This is a genomic window from Neomegalonema sp. (assembly GCF_028688855.1).
Lineage (GTDB): Bacteria > Pseudomonadota > Alphaproteobacteria > Rhodobacterales > Rhodobacteraceae > Neomegalonema.
Window position 1 is genome coordinate 1 of record NZ_JAQTXI010000015.1, and the last position, 19376, is coordinate 19376.

At 70.3% G+C, this 19376-nt stretch carries 12 protein-coding genes; 3 read left to right on the plus strand and 9 right to left on the minus strand.

The features are described 5' to 3' along the window. The coding region (locus PHN62_RS11960) for a hypothetical protein (RefSeq protein WP_300150899.1) at positions 1-714 on the minus strand (714 nt) is incomplete at its 3' end. 183 nt (positions 715-897) lie between these two features. Then, the gene (locus PHN62_RS11965) at positions 898-2070 is read right to left on the minus strand and encodes an MFS transporter (protein WP_300150902.1); all 1173 of its coding nucleotides are present in this window, start codon (positions 2068-2070) and stop codon (positions 898-900) included. Between the two features lie 192 nt (positions 2071-2262). Between PHN62_RS11965 and PHN62_RS11970 the strand changes: the two genes are divergently transcribed. Continuing rightward, on the plus strand, positions 2263-3168 hold the full coding sequence (locus PHN62_RS11970) for a LysR family transcriptional regulator (protein ID WP_300150905.1): 906 nt from the start codon (positions 2263-2265) through the stop codon (positions 3166-3168). A gap of 36 nt (positions 3169-3204) precedes the next feature. Here the strand turns inward: PHN62_RS11970 and PHN62_RS11975 are convergent, their stop codons facing one another. The 7 genes from PHN62_RS11975 to PHN62_RS12005 form a co-directional block, all read right to left on the minus strand. After that, positions 3205-3969 (minus strand): SDR family NAD(P)-dependent oxidoreductase, encoded by a 765-nt coding sequence (locus PHN62_RS11975; protein ID WP_300150908.1) that lies wholly within the window; start codon positions 3967-3969, stop codon positions 3205-3207. Positions 3970-4126: 157 nt separating this feature from the next. Beyond that, positions 4127-5143 carry a TRAP transporter substrate-binding protein gene (locus PHN62_RS11980; RefSeq protein ID WP_300150910.1) on the minus strand — a complete coding sequence of 339 codons (1017 nt, stop codon included), beginning with the start codon at positions 5141-5143 and terminating at the stop codon, positions 4127-4129. 42 nt (positions 5144-5185) lie between these two features. Then, complete coding sequence (locus PHN62_RS11985; protein WP_300150912.1) at positions 5186-7063, minus strand: TRAP transporter large permease subunit; 1878 nt, start codon at positions 7061-7063, stop codon at positions 5186-5188. 193 nt (positions 7064-7256) lie between these two features. Next, positions 7257-8588 carry a hypothetical protein gene (locus PHN62_RS11990; RefSeq protein ID WP_300150915.1) on the minus strand — a complete coding sequence of 444 codons (1332 nt, stop codon included), beginning with the start codon at positions 8586-8588 and terminating at the stop codon, positions 7257-7259. Beyond that, entirely contained in the window at positions 8585-14788 is a 6204-nt protein-coding gene (locus PHN62_RS11995) for an AAA domain-containing protein (protein ID WP_300150918.1), read from the minus strand. Before PHN62_RS11995 ends, PHN62_RS11990 begins: the two co-directional genes overlap by 4 nt. Before the next feature lie 44 nt (positions 14789-14832). Continuing rightward, positions 14833-15477 (minus strand): 4Fe-4S cluster-binding domain-containing protein, encoded by a 645-nt coding sequence (locus PHN62_RS12000; protein ID WP_300150920.1) that lies wholly within the window; start codon positions 15475-15477, stop codon positions 14833-14835. Continuing rightward, complete coding sequence (locus PHN62_RS12005; protein ID WP_300150923.1) at positions 15477-17330, minus strand: AAA family ATPase; 1854 nt, start codon at positions 17328-17330, stop codon at positions 15477-15479. Before PHN62_RS12005 ends, PHN62_RS12000 begins: the two co-directional genes overlap by 1 nt. A gap of 278 nt (positions 17331-17608) precedes the next feature. Here PHN62_RS12005 and PHN62_RS12010 point away from each other — a divergent pair, with 278 nt between their 5' ends. Together PHN62_RS12010 and PHN62_RS12015 are read left to right on the plus strand one after the other, a co-directional pair. After that, positions 17609-18007 (plus strand): MarR family transcriptional regulator, encoded by a 399-nt coding sequence (locus PHN62_RS12010; protein WP_300150926.1) that lies wholly within the window; start codon positions 17609-17611, stop codon positions 18005-18007. Positions 18008-18051: 44 nt separating this feature from the next. Then, on the plus strand, positions 18052-19365 hold the full coding sequence (locus tag PHN62_RS12015; protein ID WP_300150928.1) for an MFS transporter: 1314 nt from the start codon (positions 18052-18054) through the stop codon (positions 19363-19365). The last annotated feature ends 11 nt before the right edge of the window (positions 19366-19376 follow it).

The window sequence follows — 19376 nt, forward strand, 5'->3', positions numbered from 1 at the left end:
CGGAACGCCGGTCACCAGCTTCGTCGTCTCGGGCGAGGGCGTCGCGCCGCTCCAGGGCATGTCGGCGGCCTCGGCGCGCTGCTCCGGCGAGAGCGCCGCCCGGTTCGCCAGGATCCCGACGGTCCAGGCGTCGAGGCGCGTCAGGATGAAGCGTCGGGACGGAGATTCCGCCTGCTCGCTCCAGACGGAGGTCAGGCGGGTCAGGGCTTCGGCCATGCGGGGGCTCGGGTCGGCGCCTGGAGGATCCTCCAGACCCAGCAGGAAGGCCGTGGCGGCGAAGTCGCTGACCGCGAGGCCCGTTCCCAGGCCCAGAGGCTCCTGAACCGGATCCATCGCCCGCCATTCCGCGAGCATGGGATTGGTCTCGGCGTCCTCCACCGCATGGGCGAGCAGATAGCGGGCGATGTCGTACATCGCGCGACGCGTCGCCGGATGGCTGGCCTCCCGCGCGAGGAGCGCGGCGGAAAGGGTCGCGTCGATGTAGTCGGGCTCGCCGCGCGCGATCGCGGCGTCGAGGAGGGGGTATTCCGCGACGATCCCCGCCCGCAGACGCTCCGTCGCGTCGGGCGGAGGCGCGCCGTCCCAGATGACGGCGGCCAGAGCCGCGGCCAGGCGTTCCGGGGAGGGACGGGCCTCGGCGGCGCCGCAGAGGGACAGCGCCAGGGCCGTCGTCGCGACGAGGCGCGGGATCAGGTTTCCGGAACAGGGCCTCATGGTGTTTCTCTCCTCCGGAACAGGGCCTTGCGGCCATATGCGCGGCGCGCCGCCGGAACCTGACCTTGATAGCCGGCGCCATGTGACGAAAGAATGAACCATGAACCACCCTTGATCCTGACGGGGCATGGGGCGGGGCCTCCCTTGCGGGAGGCCCGTTCCCGCGGATTCCGCTGCGGGGAGTCACCCGGCGCGGCGACGCCCGAGCCGGATCAGCCCCAGACCCGCCGCCGCCAGCAATCCGCCGACGACCGGAACCGCGGCGTAGCCGAGTCCCGCGCTGATCGTCGCGCCGCCCGCCGCCGCGCCCAGGGCGTTGCCGAGGTTGAAGGCCCCGATGTTGATCGAGGAGGCCAGACCGGGAGCTTCGGCGGCGGCCTGCATGACCTTCATCTGCACCGAAGGCACGATGGCGAAGGCCGCCGCGCCCCAGATCAGCAGGGAGGCCGCCGCGCCGGTCTGCGATCCCAGCGTCAGGGGCAGCACGACCATGATCGCCGCCAGAGCCGCCATGCAGAGAGCCGCCGCGCCGTCGAGCGACCAGTCCGCCAGGCGCCCGCCCAGCATGTTGCCGAGCGTGAAGCCCACCCCGATCAGCACCAGAGCGAAGGTCACGAAGCTCCCGGAGGCGCCGGTCAGGGTCTCCAGAACCGGGGCGACGTAGGTGTAGAGGGTGAACATGGCGCTCGCGCCCATTACGGTGGTCAGCAGGGCGACCAGCACTTCAGGCCGGGTCAGCACGCGCAGTTCGCGCCGCAGGTCCGGACGCGCGCCGGGCTCGCCCTTCGGCAGCGCCAGCCAGAGCGCCGCGATGGCGATCAGCCCCAGAACCGCCGTCGCGGCGAAGGAGGAGCGCCAGCCGATCTGTTGTCCCAGCCAGGTGGCCGCCGGAACGCCGCCGATGTTGGCGATGGTCAGGCCCATGAACATGGTCGCCACCGCGCTGGCCCGCCGCTCCTTCGGCACGACGCCGGCCGCCACCACCGCGCCGAGTCCGAAGAAGGCGCCGTGGTTCAGGCTGGTGACCAGCCGCGCGGCGAGCAGCGTCCAGTAGTCGGGCGCCAGGGCCGACAGCAGATTCCCGAGGGTGAAGATTCCCATCAGGGCCATCAGGGCGGCGCGCTTGCCGAAGCGGCTGAAGAGCAGCGTCATCACGGGCGCGCCGAGCATCACGCCCAGGGCGTAGGCGCTGACCAGCAGGCCCGCCGTCGGAATGGAGACGCCCACGCCCTCGGCGATGATCGGCAGAAGCCCCATGGGCGAGAATTCGGTCGTGCCGATCCCGAAGGCCCCCACGGCCAGGGCCAGCAAAGGCCAGTTGAAGCCGCTGCGGGCGGCGGAGTCCACGGTGGTCATCAGGAATGTCCTCGGAGCGCGGTCCGGGCGGGCCGGAAGGGCCGTCCGGGCCGGTTGGGCGGCCATGAAGGGTCCGGCCGGACAAGGCCGCGGTCGGAGCTTCAGATACGGCCTGGAAAAAGGCTTGATAAGCGCCTCCTTCGGCACATCATCTGTGAAGCGATTTCATCAAGGGGCTTTGGAGAGCCGCGCATGGACAATCGGGCGGGCGAAATGCAGGTCTTCCTGCGCGTGGTGGAGGCGGGGAGCTTCTCCGAAGCCGCAAGGCGGCTGCGCATGACGCCCTCGGCCGTGAGCAAGATGGTGGGACGCGTCGAATCCCGGCTCGGGGCGCGGCTGCTGGAGCGCTCGACGCGCCGTCTCTCGCCCACCGCCGAGGGGCGGCTCTATTACGAGCGCAGCCAGGCCCTGCTCGCCGAGCTGGAGGAGATCGAGCGCGATCTGTCGCAAGGGGCGGCCTGCGGCGGCGGCGTGGTGCGGGTGAGCGCCTCGGTGGGCTTCGGGGCTCTGGCTCTGGAGCCGATCCTCCCGGCCTTCTGGGCGGCGCATCCCCGGATCCGGGTGGATCTCTCGCTCTCCGACGAGATCGTGGACCTCTATCTCGACCGCACGGACGTCGCCTTCCGGATCGGCCCTCTGCCCAGTTCGGGGATGACGCTCCGCAAGCTCGGCGCGGCCGCGCGCAAGATCGTGGCCTCGCCGGATTATCTGGCCCGCCGCGGCACGCCGCGCAGCGTCGAGGATCTGGCCGACCACGCCTGTCTGAGCTTCAATTTCCGTCGTTCGGCGGCGGTCTGGCCTCTGAGGGCGGGGGGCCGCATCCTCGACAACGACCTTGCGGGGCCGCTCATCGCCAACAACGGCGAGACGGTGCGCCGCATGGCTCTGGCGGGCGTGGGGCTGGCGCGGATGGGCGAATTCCACGTCCGCGAAGATCTGAAGGCGGGCCGTCTGGTCGAGGTGCTGGCCGAGGCCGTCGTGGGCGAGACGGAGGACGTCCATGCGCTGTTTCCGGGCGGCGAGAACGCCCCGCATCGCGTCCGGGTCTTTCTGGATTTCGTGACGCCGCGCCTGAAGGCCTGTCTGGCCGCCGGATGAGGGAGTCGCCCGGACCCTGCGGCCCGGGCGGGATCCTCACTGCGGGGCGTTCTCGCGCCGGAGCGCCGGAAGCCCGACGCCGGTCGCGTCGAACCCGCCGTCCACCGCGAGAGTCTGCCCGGTGACGAAGCTGGCCTTCTCCGAACAGAGGAAGACGACGGCCTCGGCGATCTCCCGCGCCTCGCCGTAGCGGTTCAGCGGAATGGCGTCGTAATAGGCCGCGATGATCTCGGGGGCGTGGACCGCCGCCGCGAGCTTGGTCCGGACCGGTCCCGGCGCGACGCAGTTGACGCGGATTCCCGCTTCGCCCAGCTCCGCCGCGAATTGCCTGGTCAGATGGATCACGGCGGCCTTCGAGGTGCCGTAGGCCACCCGCAGCGTGGAGGCCCGCAGGCCCGAAATCGAGGCGATGTTGACGATGGCGCCCTTCGTCTCGGCCAGAGCCGGAACGCAGGCCTGGGTGCAGAGGAACACGCCGTCGAGATTGGTGGCCATGACCTCGCGCCATTCCTCGAAGCTGGTGCGCGCGGCGCGCGAGAACAGCGCGACTCCGGCGTTGTTCACCAGAGCGTCGATGCGGCCGAAGCCCGCCAGAGCCTCCGCCGCCATGCGCTCGACCTCTTCGGGAATGGAGACGTCGGCCAGAACCGGCAGGACCTTCGCCAGGCGCGAAGAGGCCGCCTTCAGCTCGGCCTCGTCGCGGTCGACCATGACCACGCGCCATCCGGCCTCCAGAAACGCCTCCGTGGCCGCGAGGCCGATGCCCCGGCAGCCGCCGGTGACGAGAGCGACCTTGTTCATGGATCCTCCTCAAGGGTGCGACGACGGGCGCCCGCGTCCCGCCGACGGGGTTCGTTCTTCTCGCCGGCCGACGGAGGCCGCGGCCCGCAGGATCCCCGGGAGGTCTGCGGGCGCAGGGATCGCCGGACGCCGGGCCGCGCGGAGGCCCTGTCCTTCCTCAGGCCAGCTTGCGGCCCACGGCGGCTTCGAGCTTCTCCCAGGCTTCGTCGCCGTAGGTCTTCTTCCAGTCGGCGTAGAATCCGGCCTCGCGGAGCCTGGCCTCGAAGAGGCTGGCCTCCGGCGTGTTGAAGACGAAGCCTTCGGCTTCGAGCTCGGTCTTGAGTCCGGCGTTCATCGCCATGATGTCGGCGCGCTGGTTCTCGGCGCCTTCGTTGAAATGCTTGGCGACGATTTCTTTCAGATCATCGGGCAGGGCGTTCCAGGCGCGGCGGTTGGCGAGCATCCAGAATCCGTCCCACATGTGGTTGGTCATGGAGCAGTATTTCTGCACCTCCCACAGCTTCGAGGTCTTCATGATCGAGAGCGGATTCTCCTGGCCGTCGACGATGCCGGTCTGGAGGGCGGTGTAGACCTCGGCGAAGTTGATCGAGGCGGGCGCCGAGCCGAAAGCCGTGAAGAGCGACGTCCAGAGCGGCGAGACCGGCACGCGGATCTTGAAGCCTTCGAGATCCTTCGGCGTCACGATGGGGCCGCGCGACGAGGTGATCTGACGGAATCCGTTGTCCCAGATCTTGTCCATCACCGCGAGTCCCGCGCCTTCGATCTGGCCGCGGGCGTAGGCGCCGAGTTCGCCGTCCATGGCCTTCCAGACCGTGTCGTAATCGGGGAAGGCGAAGCCCACGCCGTTGATCGAGGCCCTGGGCACCAGCGTCGAGAGGATCACCGGCGAGAGCTGGAAGAACTCGACGCCGCCCGCGCGCAGCTGGCTGAGCACGTCGGTGTCGGCGCCGAGCTGGTTCGAGGGGAAGATCTGGATGTCCACCCGCCCGCCGGATTCCTCCAGGATCCGCGCCACCGCCTCGGTGAGGCGGATGTTGCTCGGGTGGGTCATGGGCTGGTTGTTCGCCACCTTGTAGGCGAATTCGGCGGCGCGGGCCTCGCCCGGACGGACGAAGGGCGCGGCCAGGAGTCCGGCGGCGGTCCCGAGCAGAAGGGAACGGCGGTCGATGGTCATGAAGTCCTCCCGAAGGTTTCTTGTGAAAGGCGTTCCGGACGATCACAGCAGCGCGGTCGAGAACCAGGGCACGGCGGCGATCAGCAGAAGTCCGACGAAGAGCGCCCCGATATAGGGCCAGATGCTGCGCATCACCTGATCGGCGGGCGCGTCGGCGATCTTGCAGGCGATGTAGAAGCCGATGCCGATGGGCGGCGCCATCAGGCCGATGTTCATCGCGGTCACGACGACCATGGCGTAATGGATGTCGTTGATCCCCAGACTCTTCGCGATGGGGAACATGATCGGCGCCAGAAGCACGATGGCGGGCAGGCCCTCCAGAATGCAGCCCAGCACCAGAAAGATCACGATGGAGGCCAGCATGAAGCTGATCCATCCGCCCGGCAGATCCTTGACGAAGTTCATCAGATCCCGCGCGAAGCCCGATTGCGTCAGCGCCCAGGCCATGGCCGAGGCCGCCCCGAGGATCAGCAGGATCGCCCCCGACATGGCGGCGGTCTCGACGAGCATGGGCAGGATGCGGCTGCGCGGAACGCCGCCGTAGAGCGTCGCCCCGGCGATCCAGGCGTAGACCACGGCGATGGTCGAGACCTCGGTGGCCGTGGCGACTCCGCCGCCGACCAGAGCGCGGATCAGGAAGGGCAGCACCAGAGCGGGCGCCGCGACCAGCGCCGCCTTGCCGACGAAGCCGAGGCTCGCGCGGCGGACGCCGGACATGTCCTCATGACGGGCGTTCCAGCGCGCCAGCACGGCCAGCGCCAGCAGCAGGACCATGGCGATGGCGAATCCGCTGGTGAACAGCCCGGCGATGGAGACTCCCGCCACCGAGCCGAGCACGATCAGCACGATGGAGGGCGGCACGGTGTCGGCCATGGCTGCGCCGGTGGCGAGCATGGCGGTCATTTCGGGCGGAGAATGGCCTCTGCGGCGCATCTCGGGGAAGAGCGCCGGGGCGACGGTCGCCATGTCCGAGACCTTCGAGCCCGAGATCCCCGAGACCAGAAACAGCGAGCCGAGCAGCACATAGCTCATGCCCGCCTTCACATGGCCGAGCAGCGAGGCGAGGAAGTTGACGATGGCCTTGCCCATGCCGGTGGCGTCGAGGATGCAGCCGAGCAGCACGAAGACCGGCACCGAGAGCAGCACCAGCGAAGACATGCCTTCGTCGATGCGCCCGATCATGACGAAGACCGGGGCCCGGCTGGCGAAGGTCAGATAGGCGAGCGTCCCGAGCGCGAAGCAAAAGGCGATGGGCACGCCGCAGACCAGCAGAAGCGCCGCGAAGAGCCCGAGGAAGAGCGGCAGATTCCAGTTGCCGATGCTCAGGAGCGAAGGCTTGACGCCGATGAGCAGGGCCGTCAGGGCTCCGGCGAGGATCAGCGTCCCGAGGATGATCCGCCATTCGCCGGTCCGCAGGATGGAGATCACGGTGAGCAGCAGCATCAGCCCGATCCCGACCGGCAGCGCGGAGGCGCGCCAGGTGAGCGGCAGCCCGAGGGCGGGCGAACGCACGAAGGATTCCTCATAGGCGTATTCGACGGCGACCGGCAGGAGCCGCGCCAGCAGGATCGCCACGAGCACCTGTCCGCCCACTTCGGCGATCCGGGCGAGCCGGGGCGGCATGAGCGGCAGGACCACCGTCAGGCGGATGTGTTCATGTCTGTCGAGCGCCAGGGCCGCGCCGAGCATGGCCATCCAGATGAAGGAGAGCGACGCCACTTCGTCTCCCCAGATCAGGGGCTTGTGCAGGGCGTAGCGGAAGAGGACGTTGGCCAGCACGGTGACGATCATCACGACCAGCAGCGCGGCGGCGAGATGTTCGATGGGGCGCATCCAGGGCTCGGCGCGTCTGGGTTCGGCCAGAGTTTCGAGGCCGCCGAGCGCGATTTCGGCGTCCTGCCGCTCTTTCGTCAGCTCCATCCGGTTCATCCTCCCGTCAAGGCTCTTGAGGTCTTGTCGCCTCTGGCGCGGCGCTTTCCCGAGGGGGGAAATCCGCCAGCGCCTTGACCTCAGGAATAAGGCGGATGATTCGCGCTTTGCAATCGGAAACCGATCAACCCGGGGGCGAGCCTCTCCGGGCCGGATCCGGAGGTTGCGTCAGGGCGAAAGAGCCTCAAGGCCTCGACTTCGTTCGGGAGGGAGCGGGCGCCTCGGCCTCGTCGGCGCGCCCGGGATCCCCGATCTCGATGCGCTTGAGCGGGACCGCGCCCACAGGAAGTCCGCGTTCGATCCGCAAGGCGTCGCCGAAGCTGGAGAGCCGCTTCTCCAGGCCCTCCACATCGCCGCACCAGAGGGTTTCCGCATCCTGATCGCGGGAGGGGTCCGGCCCCCGGCCGTTCCGGTCGAAGGCGACGGGGCGCATCTGGAGCCGGTCGCCGCCGCTCACCTCCACGCCGTAATCCGGACGGAGGGCGCTCCGCAGCACAAGCCGCCCCTCGGAGGCCCAGGAGGTCGACATGTTCTCCGAAACCTCATAGCCCAGCGCCCCGAGCCCCGCCAGAACGGCCGCCCGACGCGCCTCGGCGGCCCGGGACGCGCGCAAGGCCTGAACCGCCGCGATGGTCTCGGCGCGGCGCGCCTCCATCGCCTCGATCTCCAGGGCCTCCGGATTCTCCGTCCGGACCTCCGTCGCGAGGCCGAGGGCCTCCGCCTCCGCCCGCGCCGCCCGCAGCTCCGACAGGGCGGCGGCCCTTCGCCGCGCCGCCGCGAGCGCGCGTCCCGTCTCGACCTCCAGCGCGTCGAGGATGAGGCGCCTCCTCTCCGGGGGGGCCGCCTCGGCTTCGTCGAGCCGCGCGCTCCATGGCGTCGGCGTCTCCGGCTGGCCGATGCGCCTGATCTGCGCGATTCTGGCGGCGATGCGTTCGATCTCCGGATCTCCGGGCTCGACGGGCTGGGCGCGCGTCCCGTCCGCCGCTCGATCCGTGAAGGCGGCGGGGGGCGTCTCTCCCTCGCGCAATCGGGCGGCGAGGCCGGCGTCCGTCTTCGGCGAGGGGGCTGCGCCGCCCAGCAGCAGCAGGCCGCGCCCGACGGCGGCCGGATCTCCGCGCTCCAGCCCCGCCTCCAGATCCGCAGCCAGCGGAGCCCCGGCTTTCCGCAGAGCCTTGAGCAAGGTTGCGGCGGCCTCCCGCTCCCGCCGCGCCTTCGAGCGGGCGGCTGCCTCTTCGGCGGCGGCCTGCGCCAGACGCCGCTGGATGTCCTCGCGCAGGAAGGCTTCCTCGGCGGGCGCCTGTTTCTGGAGGTCCTCGAAGCGCCCCCGCGCGAGGGCTTCGGCGAGGGCGTCGCGATGTCCGCGCGCCGCCGCGATCTCCGCCGCGTCGAGGAGGCCGTTGCGGGTTCCGATGCGGATCCAGTCCTCCAGCGCCGCGTCGACGCGGGCGATGAGCCCGCGGCAGATCTCCATGATCTCCTCGCGCGTGACGATGCGCACGACCTTCGGTCCGCTCATGCCTGTTCTCCCATGGCTGCGGCCACAGCCGCCCTCAGTCTTGCGCGCTCCCGTTCGGGTTCCTGAAGCCAGCCTTGCGAGGAGACCCGGTGGAGGGCCGGAATCGAGCGCCGCAGCACGCCCGGACGCCAGATCTCCCGCGCCCGCGCCGAGGCGAGCAGCCCATGGCGCGGAGCGTCGCATTCGACGCCGAGGCCGTAAAGGCCCGTCCGGGGATCCTCGATGGCGAAGTCGAGGCCGAAGACGCCTTCGTCCTCGACGCGGCGGGGCTCCCAGCCGAGCGCCCGGATTTCAGCCGCCACCGCTTCTTGCAGCCCGTCGCCGGTCAGGTCGTGGTCCTTGCGGCTGCGGTTCGGGCGCCGCTCCGGGGCGAAGCGCGCCAGAAGGGCTTCGGCGGCGCCCAGATCGCCTTCCGAGACGCACCGCGCATATTCGAAATAGGCCTGAAGGAAGTCGCGCGGGCTCTGCGACGGACGGCGGGTCGAGAGGAAATCCGAGATCAGCGGGATCGGCATCGAGGTGACGAGCACGATCTTGCGTCGGGCGCGCGTCGTCGCGACGTTGAGCCGACGCTCTCCGCCGTTCTGTCCGAGCGCGCCGAAGAACCGGCGGAAGGCGCCCTGGGCGTTGCGGCCGAAGGTCGAGGAGAAGATGATGACGTCGCGCTCGTCGCCCTGCACGTTCTCGACGTTCTTGACGAAGAAGCCCACGTCCTCGCCGTCCTCCATGCGGTCGCGTTCGCGCGCGAGGGCGCTGCGGAAGACCGGATCCTCTTCGGCCCTTTCCTCGAGCATCTCCTCGATCAGGTCGGCCTGCCTGCGGTTGAAGGTGACCACGCCCACGGTCGGAGGCGCCTCGGAGGCGAGCAGGCCGCGGAGCGTCTCGACCACCCGCCCGGCTTCTCCGGGGTTGGTCTGATCCTCATAGACGCCGTCGACCCGGATCATCTCGATGGGGCGGGCGCGGCGGACCTCCTCGGCGGGATGGCGGGCGGGCACGCTGAGGCGGCCTGCGTAGAAGGCGGCGTTCGAGAAGCCGATGAGCTCGCGATAGACGGAGCGGTAATGGATCTGGAGCGTGGCGGCGGGCAGGGTGGTCCTGGCGAGCTGGAGAAGATCGGGGCAATCCTTGATCTCCCTGCGGTCCCAGGTCTCGGCGAGGGCCTCGCGCGCCTCTTCGTCGAGGCCTTCCTCCTCCTCCCGTCCCTCGTAGACTTCGGCTTCGTCGCTCTCGAGGCGGCCGGAGAAGAAGGCGGAGGGCGGCATCTGCTTCTCGTCGCCGCTGACGACCAGGCTGCGGCTGCGATAGAGCGTCGGAAGGGCGTATTCGATGGGCATCTGGGAGGCCTCGTCGAAGATCACCCTGTCGAAGAGGGCCTTGCGCAGCGGCAGCAGCCGACTCGCCACGTCGGGATTCACCAGCCACACCGGCCTGAGCCGCATCAGGCCGAGATCCGCGCCCCGCTCGACGAATTCCCGCAGGCGTCGGGCGCGGGCGCCGCGCAGACGCGTGACGTCCTCCCATTCGCGGACGGGGGCGAGGCCGTCCGTGTCGATTCCCTCCGCGAGCAGGCGGCGGTTCAGGGCGCGCATCTCCGCATCGGCGGCGGCGAGGGCGGCGGCTCTGGCCTCCAGCTCCCGGTCTTCGAGGAGCAGGGTGGGGTCCTCGGCCTCCAGCCGGGCCTTCCAGGCCAGCCGCGCCTCCGTCGCGATCACGCGGCCGACGGTCGGCCCGACCTCCTCCTGGGGCAGGGCTTCGAGCTTCTCGCGGAGGCCGCCAAGCTCCGCGAAGAGCGCCATGGCCTCCTCGCCCAGATGCGGGACGCGCGCCCGGAACCTCTGATAGGCGGCGAGCCTCGGCAGGTCGCCTTCGAGCGCCTCCAGCCGCGTTCGGTTTCCGGCCTCCCCGGCGATGGCCAGGGCGCAGCTTCCGCTCCAGTCCTCGGTCATCCAGAGGGCGGCCCGCTCCAGAGCCGCCGAGCTCGCCGCGCGCGCGTCATGGCGGGCCGCGCTCTGGGCGAGCCCCTCGACGAGAGTCTGGACCGCGGTCCGGTTCGCCGCCCGCGCCATGGTCCGGGCCGCGTCGCCTTCGGGGCAGGCCTCCAGCCGGGCGACCAGCGCCTGGACCTCGGCGAGCCGCCCAAGGGCCTCCTGCGCGGCGGCGAGCAGCCGGTCCCGCCGGAGGGGAGGCCCTTCCGCCAGGGGTTCGCCGATCTCCCGGAGAACCGCCTCCAGGCGCGCGCGCAGGGGACGCATCCGGGCTTCGCGCCGCAGGGCCGCGTCGAAGGCGGCGGCGTCCGCAAGGCCCTCCCGCGCGAAGAGCCGCCGCCGCCGTCTGGCGGCGCTCCAGCGGAAGGGCGAAAGCCCGCCGAGAAGGCCCGGCGCTTCGAGCAGACGCTCCGAAAGGCCGGACCAGCGCCGCAACTCCGCGTCGGACATCCCTCGCGCGAGTTCGCCTGAGGCGTCGGAGCTCTCGTCCGGCGCCTCGTCGAGGAGATCCCTCTCGATTCCGGCCAGAGTCTCCTGCGCGGCGGTCTTCCCTGACGGGCGCCCGGAGGCCTCCGCCAGAGGATCCAGCCAGCGCGCCAGACGGCGTCGCAGCGCCGGATCGAGCTCGAGCAGGATGGAGCCATGGGCGGCGGACCATCTTCGGCAGGCTTCGGGATCGTCCACGGCCAGAGCCTGCGGGGTGCGCGCGAGGACGGCGAGACGTTCGTCCTCGCGCTGCGAGAAGGCGCGCAGATCCGCCAGACAGGCCTGGATCGCGGCGTCGTCGGTTCCGAAGGGGCGCACGTCGACGAGCGCGCTGCCTTCAGGGCGCGCGGCCAGCCAGAGGGCGGCGACAGGCGCGCAAGCCTCCTGCAACTGCGTCACGCGCCCTGCGTCGAGGCCCTCCAGCCGCCGCCGGAGCGCAGGAAGAGCGGGCGTCTCCCCTGCGTCGGCAAGGCCTATGAGGTCGCCGAGGATGAGCCGACAGGAGAGTCCCGTCCGCGGATCCGTCGCATGGAGCGCCTTGTGGCGTCCGTCGAGATCGCGCTCCAGCGTCTCGATGCGCGCCGCCGTCTGCTGACGCAGCCGCCGCCATGGGGTCGGGCCGGGCGGCCTCCGGGCCAGTTCCTCCAGCTGCTCCCGCACCGCGCGGATGACGGGCTCGCGATCCCGATTGACGTCGTTGACCATGACGACGCGTCCGCCGAGCCCCACCGCCTCCAGCCGCTTGTGCACGACCTCGAGCGCGGCCTGTTTCTGGCAGACGACGAGCAGGCTCCGCCCGGAGCCGATGGCGTCGGCGACCATGTTGACGATGGTCTGGCTCTTGCCCGAGCCGGGCGGCCCCTCGATCAGGAGTCCGCGTCCGTCGCGCGCCTCCAGAACGGCGGCCTCCTGGGAGGGATCGCTGTCGGCGGTGAAATACCGGTCCTCCTCCGGAATGCGCGCGGCCTCGCTCCGGGGGAGGTCTTCGCCGATGCGCAGCGCGATCTCCAGACCGGAGCCTTCGGGGGGCGCGGCCTTCAGCCGCCGCAGATCCTCCATCACCGCCTGTCCGATGAAGCCGAGATGAAAGAGGACCGCCGCGCAGAGGATCCGGTCGTCTCCGGGGTCCAGTTTCCGATCGCCGGAGGGCAGGGGCTTGAGCTCGCGGTCCTCCACGGCGGCGAGGGCGCGGAAGGCCTCCATCGCTTCGGCGACGTTGATCGAGGAGCGCGACAGCAGGGCGTGGGCCGCCTCTCTCCAGCGGTTCGCGGCCTCCACGCCGAGCAGCGTCTCCAGCGCCGGATTGAGCCGGACCTCCTCGCGGTCGCGGTCGAAGGCCAGCGTGATCCGGCCCCGCGCGCCCACCTCCGGATTCAGGCGGATCGGCCAGAGCAGGATCGGCGCGATCCTCGGCTTGACCCTGGGCTTCGCCTCCTGCAGCGTCAGGAAGGGGAAGCCGAGGTGAAGCCCGTCGACGCCGGTGTCGCGCCGGTGGAGGGCCGCCTGGGCGTGGAGCCTCCGCAAGCGATGCTCCAGCTGCGGATCCGCGGCCAGGATTCCAGGATCGATCCCGATGCTCTGGTCGTTGCGCAACAGGACATGCTGGAGGATCGCGCCCGCCCGCCGCCTCGGATCGTCGAGTTCGGTCAGATCGACGCGGGCCGTCGTCCTGCCGATGGTCATGCGGGTGAGGGGGCCGCGCATGATCGATCCGGCGATCCGCCGGGAGAAGAAGTCGAGAAGCGCGGCGACGTAGGATTGACGCGGCGGCCGTCGCCAGAGTTCTTCCGGCGCGCTCATCAGCGCCAGAGCCCAGGCGACCGGAAGCCGCCTTTCGAGCCGGAAGCGGTCGGCCCATTCGTCGACGCGTTCGAGGCCGCAGCGCGCGAAGCCTTCGAGCCGCGCCTCGATCGCGGCGTGCAGCTCCCGCCTCGGCGCGGCGAGGCGGGCCAGCGCCGCGGAGGCGTCGAAATCCGCGATTCCGGCGCGACGCGCCAGCCGCTCCGCCTCTTCCACGATGGCGTCGGCGCTGCGGAACTGTCCGACGGCCGCGCCGAGCAGAAGGATCAGATCCTCCTCCTCGACCACCCGCCGCTCGACGAGCGCGAGCAGGCCGGGATGATCCGTATCCGGGAGGATGCGGCGCTGCTCCTCCCAGAGGGCCGAGAGCCGGCTTCTGGAGGTCGAGAGGGCGAGGGTCCGGAACCTGGGCTCGTCAAGCTCGACGTCGAGCTGGCGCGCCCGCTCCCGCGCCCTGAGCGCGCGCTTCTTCAGACGCGAGGGCCAGAGTTCGGCGTCCATGCGCTCCAGACGATCGGGCGCCGGACCCGCGATCAGGGCGTATCCCTCCTCCGGGTGCTCCAGGAGCCAGCCCGGCGCGACGATCTCGCCGCGCAGGACGAGCGGCATGGCAGGATTGAGGCTCTTCAGCGCCAGAGCCAGCCGGAGGTCTTCCGAAACATCCTCCAGCGCCGCGATCTCCCGGACGTCGGCGCGCAGATCGGGCGCAAGCCCGGCCTCCTCCATCCAGGAGGCGAGTTCTCCCCGGAGCAGGAGGCCGCGCGCCTCGCTCCAGTGCGCGGCTTCGGCGGCGGCGAGCGCGAAGCGCGCGGCGCTGGAAAAGCGGCGCTCTCCGAGGAGGATGGAGCGTTTCGCCTGATCCCGCTCCGGAAGGCGCCGTCTCGGCGGGGCTTCGGGGACGTCTCCCGCGAGCCAGCGCCGGACTTCCGGCCAACCCCAGCGCGCGCGGCGGTCGAGCGCCAGAAGGCCGCGCAGCAGCGCGTCGACTTCCGGCGCGAGGCCCTCGGGGACAGGCGCGCCGTCGGCGAGGACGCTGATCAGGAAAGATTGATCGTCGGCCTGGGCGAAGCATTCTCCGCGCGTGATCCGCTCCAGCAGGATCATGCCGAGGCTCCACCAGTCGCTCGCGGGGGCGAGGCCGCCCACGACCGCTTCGGGGGCGGCGTAGCGCGTCGCCTCCACAGGCTCGACGAGATCGAGATCCTGATCCGAGAGCCGCGCCGATCCGAAGCCGACAAGCAGGAGGTCCAGAGGTTCGCGGGAACGCGCCATGACGGCGTGCGGCCCAAGATTCCGGTGCCGCAGCCCGAGGTCGGCGCAGGCGGCCAGAGCGGCGCCGACCTCCTCCAGGATGCGGGAGACGGGCGCGACGGCGTCGTCCAGCTCGGCGAGGCCGCCGCCCGGCGGATCCTCCCAGACCTCGTAGGCGCGGCCTTCGTGCCGCCCCGTCTCCAGCAGCTCCGGAACATGGCTGCGATCCAGCCGCCGCAGCGCCTCGTGAATCTCCGGATCCGGCTCGTCGCCCTGAGGATGGAGCGTCAGGAGCCCCCGGCGCCCGTCGGACTCGCGCAAGGCCTCGTGGCGCTCCGGGGCGCGGTCGAGCGGCGGCCTCCGGCGCAGCAGAAGCCAGTCGCCGATTCGCGGCGAGGCGGCGGGCCCAGCCTCCTCCGTCTCCCCCGGATCGCTTCGCGGCGGCTCCGCCTCTTCTCCGGCGGTCGGCTCCGGCAGATCGGCGCCGCAGACCGGACAGAGGAGGTCGCCCGGCTCGACGGCGTGGCCGTTCGCGCAGCGCGGCGCAGAGGCGGCGGACGGCGGCGGGGCTTCCTGCGGGGCTTCTTCCGGCGGACGCCATCCGGAGGGCCGCAGCGGAAGGCCGGACAGGGGCCATTCGCAGGGCCTCCCCCCGAACTCCCCTTCGCAGAACATTTCTTCGGCCGGCCGCTCGGTCCGGCAATTCGGACAGAGACGCATCATGTCGGAAAGAGGCTCCGCATGTCGGAGGAGGCGGCGTCATGGCCCGCCGCCGCGAGCGCTCGACGCAGCCGGGCCATGTCTCCTCGCGCGGGGATTCCGGCGAGCCAGGCGTTTCCCTCGGCGTCGAACATGACGTCGAGCCGACGATCCTCGGGCCGCAGCGGCCTGTCCCAGGCGCGCATCTCCTCGCCGAGGGGCGTCAGGATCCGCAGCTCCTGATTGTCGCTGCCGCGCAGAGCCATGGTCTGCGGCAGATCGGAGCGGAAAGGCCCCGTCACCAGCGCGTCGATCAGGCCCGGATGGGCCTCCAGCCAGCCCTCGACCTCCCCGACCTCGCGGCCCGTGAAGACGAGGACCGAACGCCCGGACATCCCGCGCCAGGCCGTCAGGACCGCCGCCAGAGCTTCGGGCTGCTCGAAGGGCTCGCCCCCCGAGACGGTGAGGCCGTCGGCGTCTCCCGCCAGCTCCGCGAGCCGCGCGACCACCTCCGCCACGGGCGCGAGCCCCAGGCCATGCGCCCAGGTGTCGACCGAGACGCAGCCCGGACAACGGATGGAGCAGCCCTGAAGCCAGAGGCCGATCCGGCGTCCCGGTCCGAGGGCGGTAACGGGATGATGAAGCCGCGAGACGGCGATCCGCATCAGAGATCCTCCAGATCGAGCCGGGTGATGGGGCCGGGCTCGATGCGCCGGATCAGGGCGGGCCCCTCGGCCTCCCGCTCGAAGAGCGCGCGGGCCAGAGGATTGATCAGATGGGCCTCGATCTTGTTGCGGACGCCGCGTCCTCCGTTGGAGAGATCCGCCGCGCAGAGATCGCGCAGAACCTCGTTCGCCTCGGGCGACAGCGAGATCCGACGCCCGGAAGCCTCCGCGTCCTTGAGGACCGAGGCGACCATGGAATCGAAGATCCGCCCTGCGATCTCGCGCCGGATGAAGTCGAAGACGATGATGTTCTCGCCGAAGCGGTTGAGGATCTCGGGCCGGTTCAGGACGAGCTTGAAGTGATTTTCGATCTCCGAACGCACGCGCTTCTGGACCTCCTCGAAGGGCTGGTCCGGCGAGACGTTGGCGCGTCGCTCTCCGTCCGGCCCGGTCGAGTAGATCCCGAGATTGGAGGTGAAGATGATGAGAGTCTCGGAGAAATAGACGCGGTCTCCGCGCCCCGAGGTCAGCACGCCGTCGTCGAGGATCTGCAGGAACTTGTCGAGAATGCGCGGATGCGCCTTCTCGATCTCGTCGAAGAGCACCACGCTGAAGGGTTTCTCGCGCACGGCGTTGGTCAGTTCTCCGCCCATGTCGTAGCCGATGTAGCCGGGCGGCGCGCCGATCAGCCGCTGATCGGCGTGTTCGGCGCTGAATTCGGACATGTCGAAGCGGATATAGGCGCTTTCGTCGCCGAAGAGCAGTTCGGTGACCGCCTTGGCGAGCTCGGTCTTGCCGACGCCCGTCGGCCCCGCGAGGAAGGCGATTCCGCGCGGACGCCCTCCGCGCCGCCCTCCGCCGAGGCCGGTGGCGGCGCGCTTCACGATGTCGAGCATGTGGACGACGGCATGTTCCTGCCCCATGACGCGCCTGCGGATGGCCTCTCCGCCTTCGAGAATGCGGCGACGTTCGATCTTGCGCCAGGCGTCTTCGGTGACCCCGACCTTGTAGCGCCGCACGGCCTCGACGACGTCGGAGATGGGCACGCCTTCGGCCCGGGCGAGCTGCGAGACGGCGTTGAGGTCCATCAGCGACATGCCTTCGGTGGCGTCGACCAGATCGTCCCGGGCCCTGGCGAGGGTTTCGGCGGAGGCCTCCCGCCCTCCGGGGAGGCCGCGCGCCAGGGAAGGCGCGACCGCCCGCCGCGCTGCGCGGTCGGGGGCGGCGACGGGGATGTGCCTCAGGCGGGGATTCTCGAAGGTGAGCCAGTCGGGGAGGTCTCCCTCCCTTTCGACGATCCAGACGACGGAGTTGAATCGCGGCGCGCGATCCGGCCCGACCGGCCGCGCCTGGGCCGCATGGCTGTAGACCAGGGCGCGCGTGAAGAGCTGTTGCTCGGCGGGAGACAGCGCGTCGTTGCGCACGATCAGCCGCGAGGCGAAATCGACGATCAGCGCGATCGGCGGCCCCTCCAGAGCCGTCAGGCGCTGGAGGACGGCGGCGAGGAGATCGGGACCGCCCGCCGCGCGGCCTTCGGTCGGCGTGAGGCCGACACGGAGGAGCGGCTCGGCGGGATCGGCCTCCGGCCTTGCGGGATCGGCGACGGCGGAGAATCCGTTGACGGGATCATGGCGCAGGACGCCGGAGAATCCCGCTTCGAAAAGGGTCGCGGCGAGGGTTTCGATGATCGAGGCCGCAGCGACCCGGTCTCCGAAGGCGCGGATCTGGAGGTCGCGGACGTTTCCGGTCAGCACGAACTGGCTCTTGAGGGGCAGGAAACGCGTCAGGTCGCGCACCCAGCGCGGCCTCGGATCCTCTTTCGTCACGTCCTGAACCCCGCTTTGAGCGAGCATGCGTCCGATCATGCACGCCGACAGGTTATCCGTTTGCAGAAAATGGTCAATCTTTGCGATCCGCTTCCGCAGCCGGCCGATGTGTGGCCGTAGCCGCCTCCGATGGGCGGACATCTCTCCCGAGCGTCTGGCCATGATCATGGGGGAGACGACAGAACCTTGCTGCCCATCTGGCGCCGCCCCGGATCATGACCGGAGAATCTCCATGGCGAGCAAGGTGCGGCCTTCCTTGTGCGCATCGTCTTGACTCGGCCGAAATGCGGGCATATGCATGAATCATGACCGCTTGCTATTGCGCGAAGATGCGCGCCGCCACCCGAAAGATCGGCTCTCTCTATGACGAGGCTCTCGCGCCGTTCAGGATCAACGTCGCGCAATACTCCCTGTTGCGCAAGATCCAGCGCCTCCAGCCCGTGAGCCTCACGCAACTGGGCCACGACGCCGACCTCGACCGCTCCACGGTGAGCCGCAACGTCCGGGTGCTTGAAAAGGCCGGACTCGCGGCCACCGCCAAAGGGGAGCTCGATCAGCGGGAGGCCATGGCCAGCCTGACGCCCCTCGGCGAAAGGACCCTGAACGACGCCCTGCCCGCATGGGAGAAAAGTCAGCAGGCCATGGAGGCGCGCCTCGGCGCCGAGAAGCTCAAGCTCCTGGAGGAGATCCTCGGCGCTCTCTGATTTTTTCGCCCTGAAACGTGCATATGCCCGCAATCGAGGATCCCATGTCTCCGCCCCCCTCCATGTCTCCGCCTTCCTCCGCTCTGGCGGAAGCGCTCTCCAGAAAGGGGATTCATTATGGCTGGGTGGTCGTCGCGGCGACCTTCCTGACCATGATGGTCGCCGCCAGCGCGGTCGGGGCTCCGGGCGTGCTGATCGGGCCGCTGCAAAAGGAGTTCGGCTGGGATCTGGCGGACATCTCGGCGGCCTTCGCCCTGCGGCTGCTGCTCTTCGGCGCCGTAGGCCCCTTCGCGGCGGCCCTGCTGAACCGCTTCGGCGTCAGAAAGGTTTCGACCCTCGCGCTGATCGTCATCGCCGCCGGAGTCCTCGGCTCCTTCGCCATGACCGAGCTATGGCAGCTCTTCCTGTTCTGGGGGCTGGTCGTCGGGCTGGGGACGGGGCTCACGGCCATGGTGCTGGGCGCGACGGTCGCCACACGCTGGTTCGTCGCGCGCCGGGGATTGGTCCTCGGGCTGCTCAGCGCCAGCGTCGCGACGGGGCAGGTGCTGTTCCTGCCCGCCTTCGCGGCCTTGTCCGAGGCCTGGGGATGGCGTCCGGCTCTGGGATTGCTGCTCGCGATGCTGGCGCTGGCGGCGGTCGTGGTCCTGCTGCTGGTGCGGGAGCGTCCGGCGGATCTGGGCCTCCCGCCCTTCGGCGCCGCCGAGATCCAGACCGAAGCGCCGCAGGAGGCCTCTCTGACGAGCACGCTCCTCACGCCGATCCGCGTTCTGGGGGAGGCCTCGCGCTCCGCGACCTTCTGGATTCTCTTCGGCACCTTCTTCATCTGCGGCGCCACGACGAATGGTCTGGTCCAGACGCATCTCATCGCGATCTGCGGCGATTTCGGCGTCGCGCCGGTGATGGCGGCGGGCCTTCTGGCGGCCATCGGCGCCTTCAACTTCATCGGCGTCATAGCTTCCGGCTGGCTCTCCGACCGCTTCGACAGCCGCTGGCTGCTCTTCTGGTATTACGCGTTGCGGGGTCTTTCGCTGTTCTATCTGCCCTTCACGGGCTTCGGCTTTTACGAACTGACCCTCTTCGCCGTCTTCTACGGCCTCGACTGGCTGGCCACGGTTCCGCCGACGGTCAAGCTCGCCGCCCAGAGGTTCGGAGCGAACGCCACCATCGTCTTCGGCTGGATCTTCTTCGGCCACCAGATCGGCGCGGCGGTGGCCGCCTGGGGCGCGGGCCTGACCCGCAGTTTCTACGCGACCTATCTGCCCGCCTTCTACGCGGCGGGCTTCATCTGCCTGATCGCGGCCATGGCCGTCTTCCTGATCCGTCGGCCGCAGGGCGACGCGGAGGCCCGGGCCGCCTGACCCATCACACC

Excerpts from the sequence above, each read along its gene's own strand:
- PHN62_RS11975 (WP_300150908.1), bottom strand. The coding sequence starts at position 3,969 with ATGAACAAGGTCGCTCTCGTCACCGGCGGCTGCCGGGGCATCGGCCTC.
- PHN62_RS12005 (WP_300150923.1), bottom strand. The coding sequence starts at position 17,330 with ATGCTCGCTCAAAGCGGGGTTCAGGACGTGACGAAAGAGGATCCGAGG.
- PHN62_RS12015 (WP_300150928.1), top strand. The coding sequence starts at position 18,052 with ATGTCTCCGCCCCCCTCCATGTCTCCGCCTTCCTCCGCTCTGGCGGAA.
- PHN62_RS12000 (WP_300150920.1), bottom strand. The coding sequence starts at position 15,477 with ATGCGGATCGCCGTCTCGCGGCTTCATCATCCCGTTACCGCCCTCGGA.
- PHN62_RS12010 (WP_300150926.1), top strand. The coding sequence starts at position 17,609 with ATGACCGCTTGCTATTGCGCGAAGATGCGCGCCGCCACCCGAAAGATC.
- PHN62_RS11995 (WP_300150918.1), bottom strand. The coding sequence starts at position 14,788 with ATGTTCTGCGAAGGGGAGTTCGGGGGGAGGCCCTGCGAATGGCCCCTG.
- PHN62_RS11980 (WP_300150910.1), bottom strand. The coding sequence starts at position 5,143 with ATGACCATCGACCGCCGTTCCCTTCTGCTCGGGACCGCCGCCGGACTC.
- PHN62_RS11965 (WP_300150902.1), bottom strand. The coding sequence starts at position 2,070 with ATGACCACCGTGGACTCCGCCGCCCGCAGCGGCTTCAACTGGCCTTTG.
- PHN62_RS11985 (WP_300150912.1), bottom strand. The coding sequence starts at position 7,063 with ATGGAGCTGACGAAAGAGCGGCAGGACGCCGAAATCGCGCTCGGCGGC.
- PHN62_RS11970 (WP_300150905.1), top strand. The coding sequence starts at position 2,263 with ATGGACAATCGGGCGGGCGAAATGCAGGTCTTCCTGCGCGTGGTGGAG.
- PHN62_RS11990 (WP_300150915.1), bottom strand. The coding sequence starts at position 8,588 with ATGAGCGGACCGAAGGTCGTGCGCATCGTCACGCGCGAGGAGATCATG.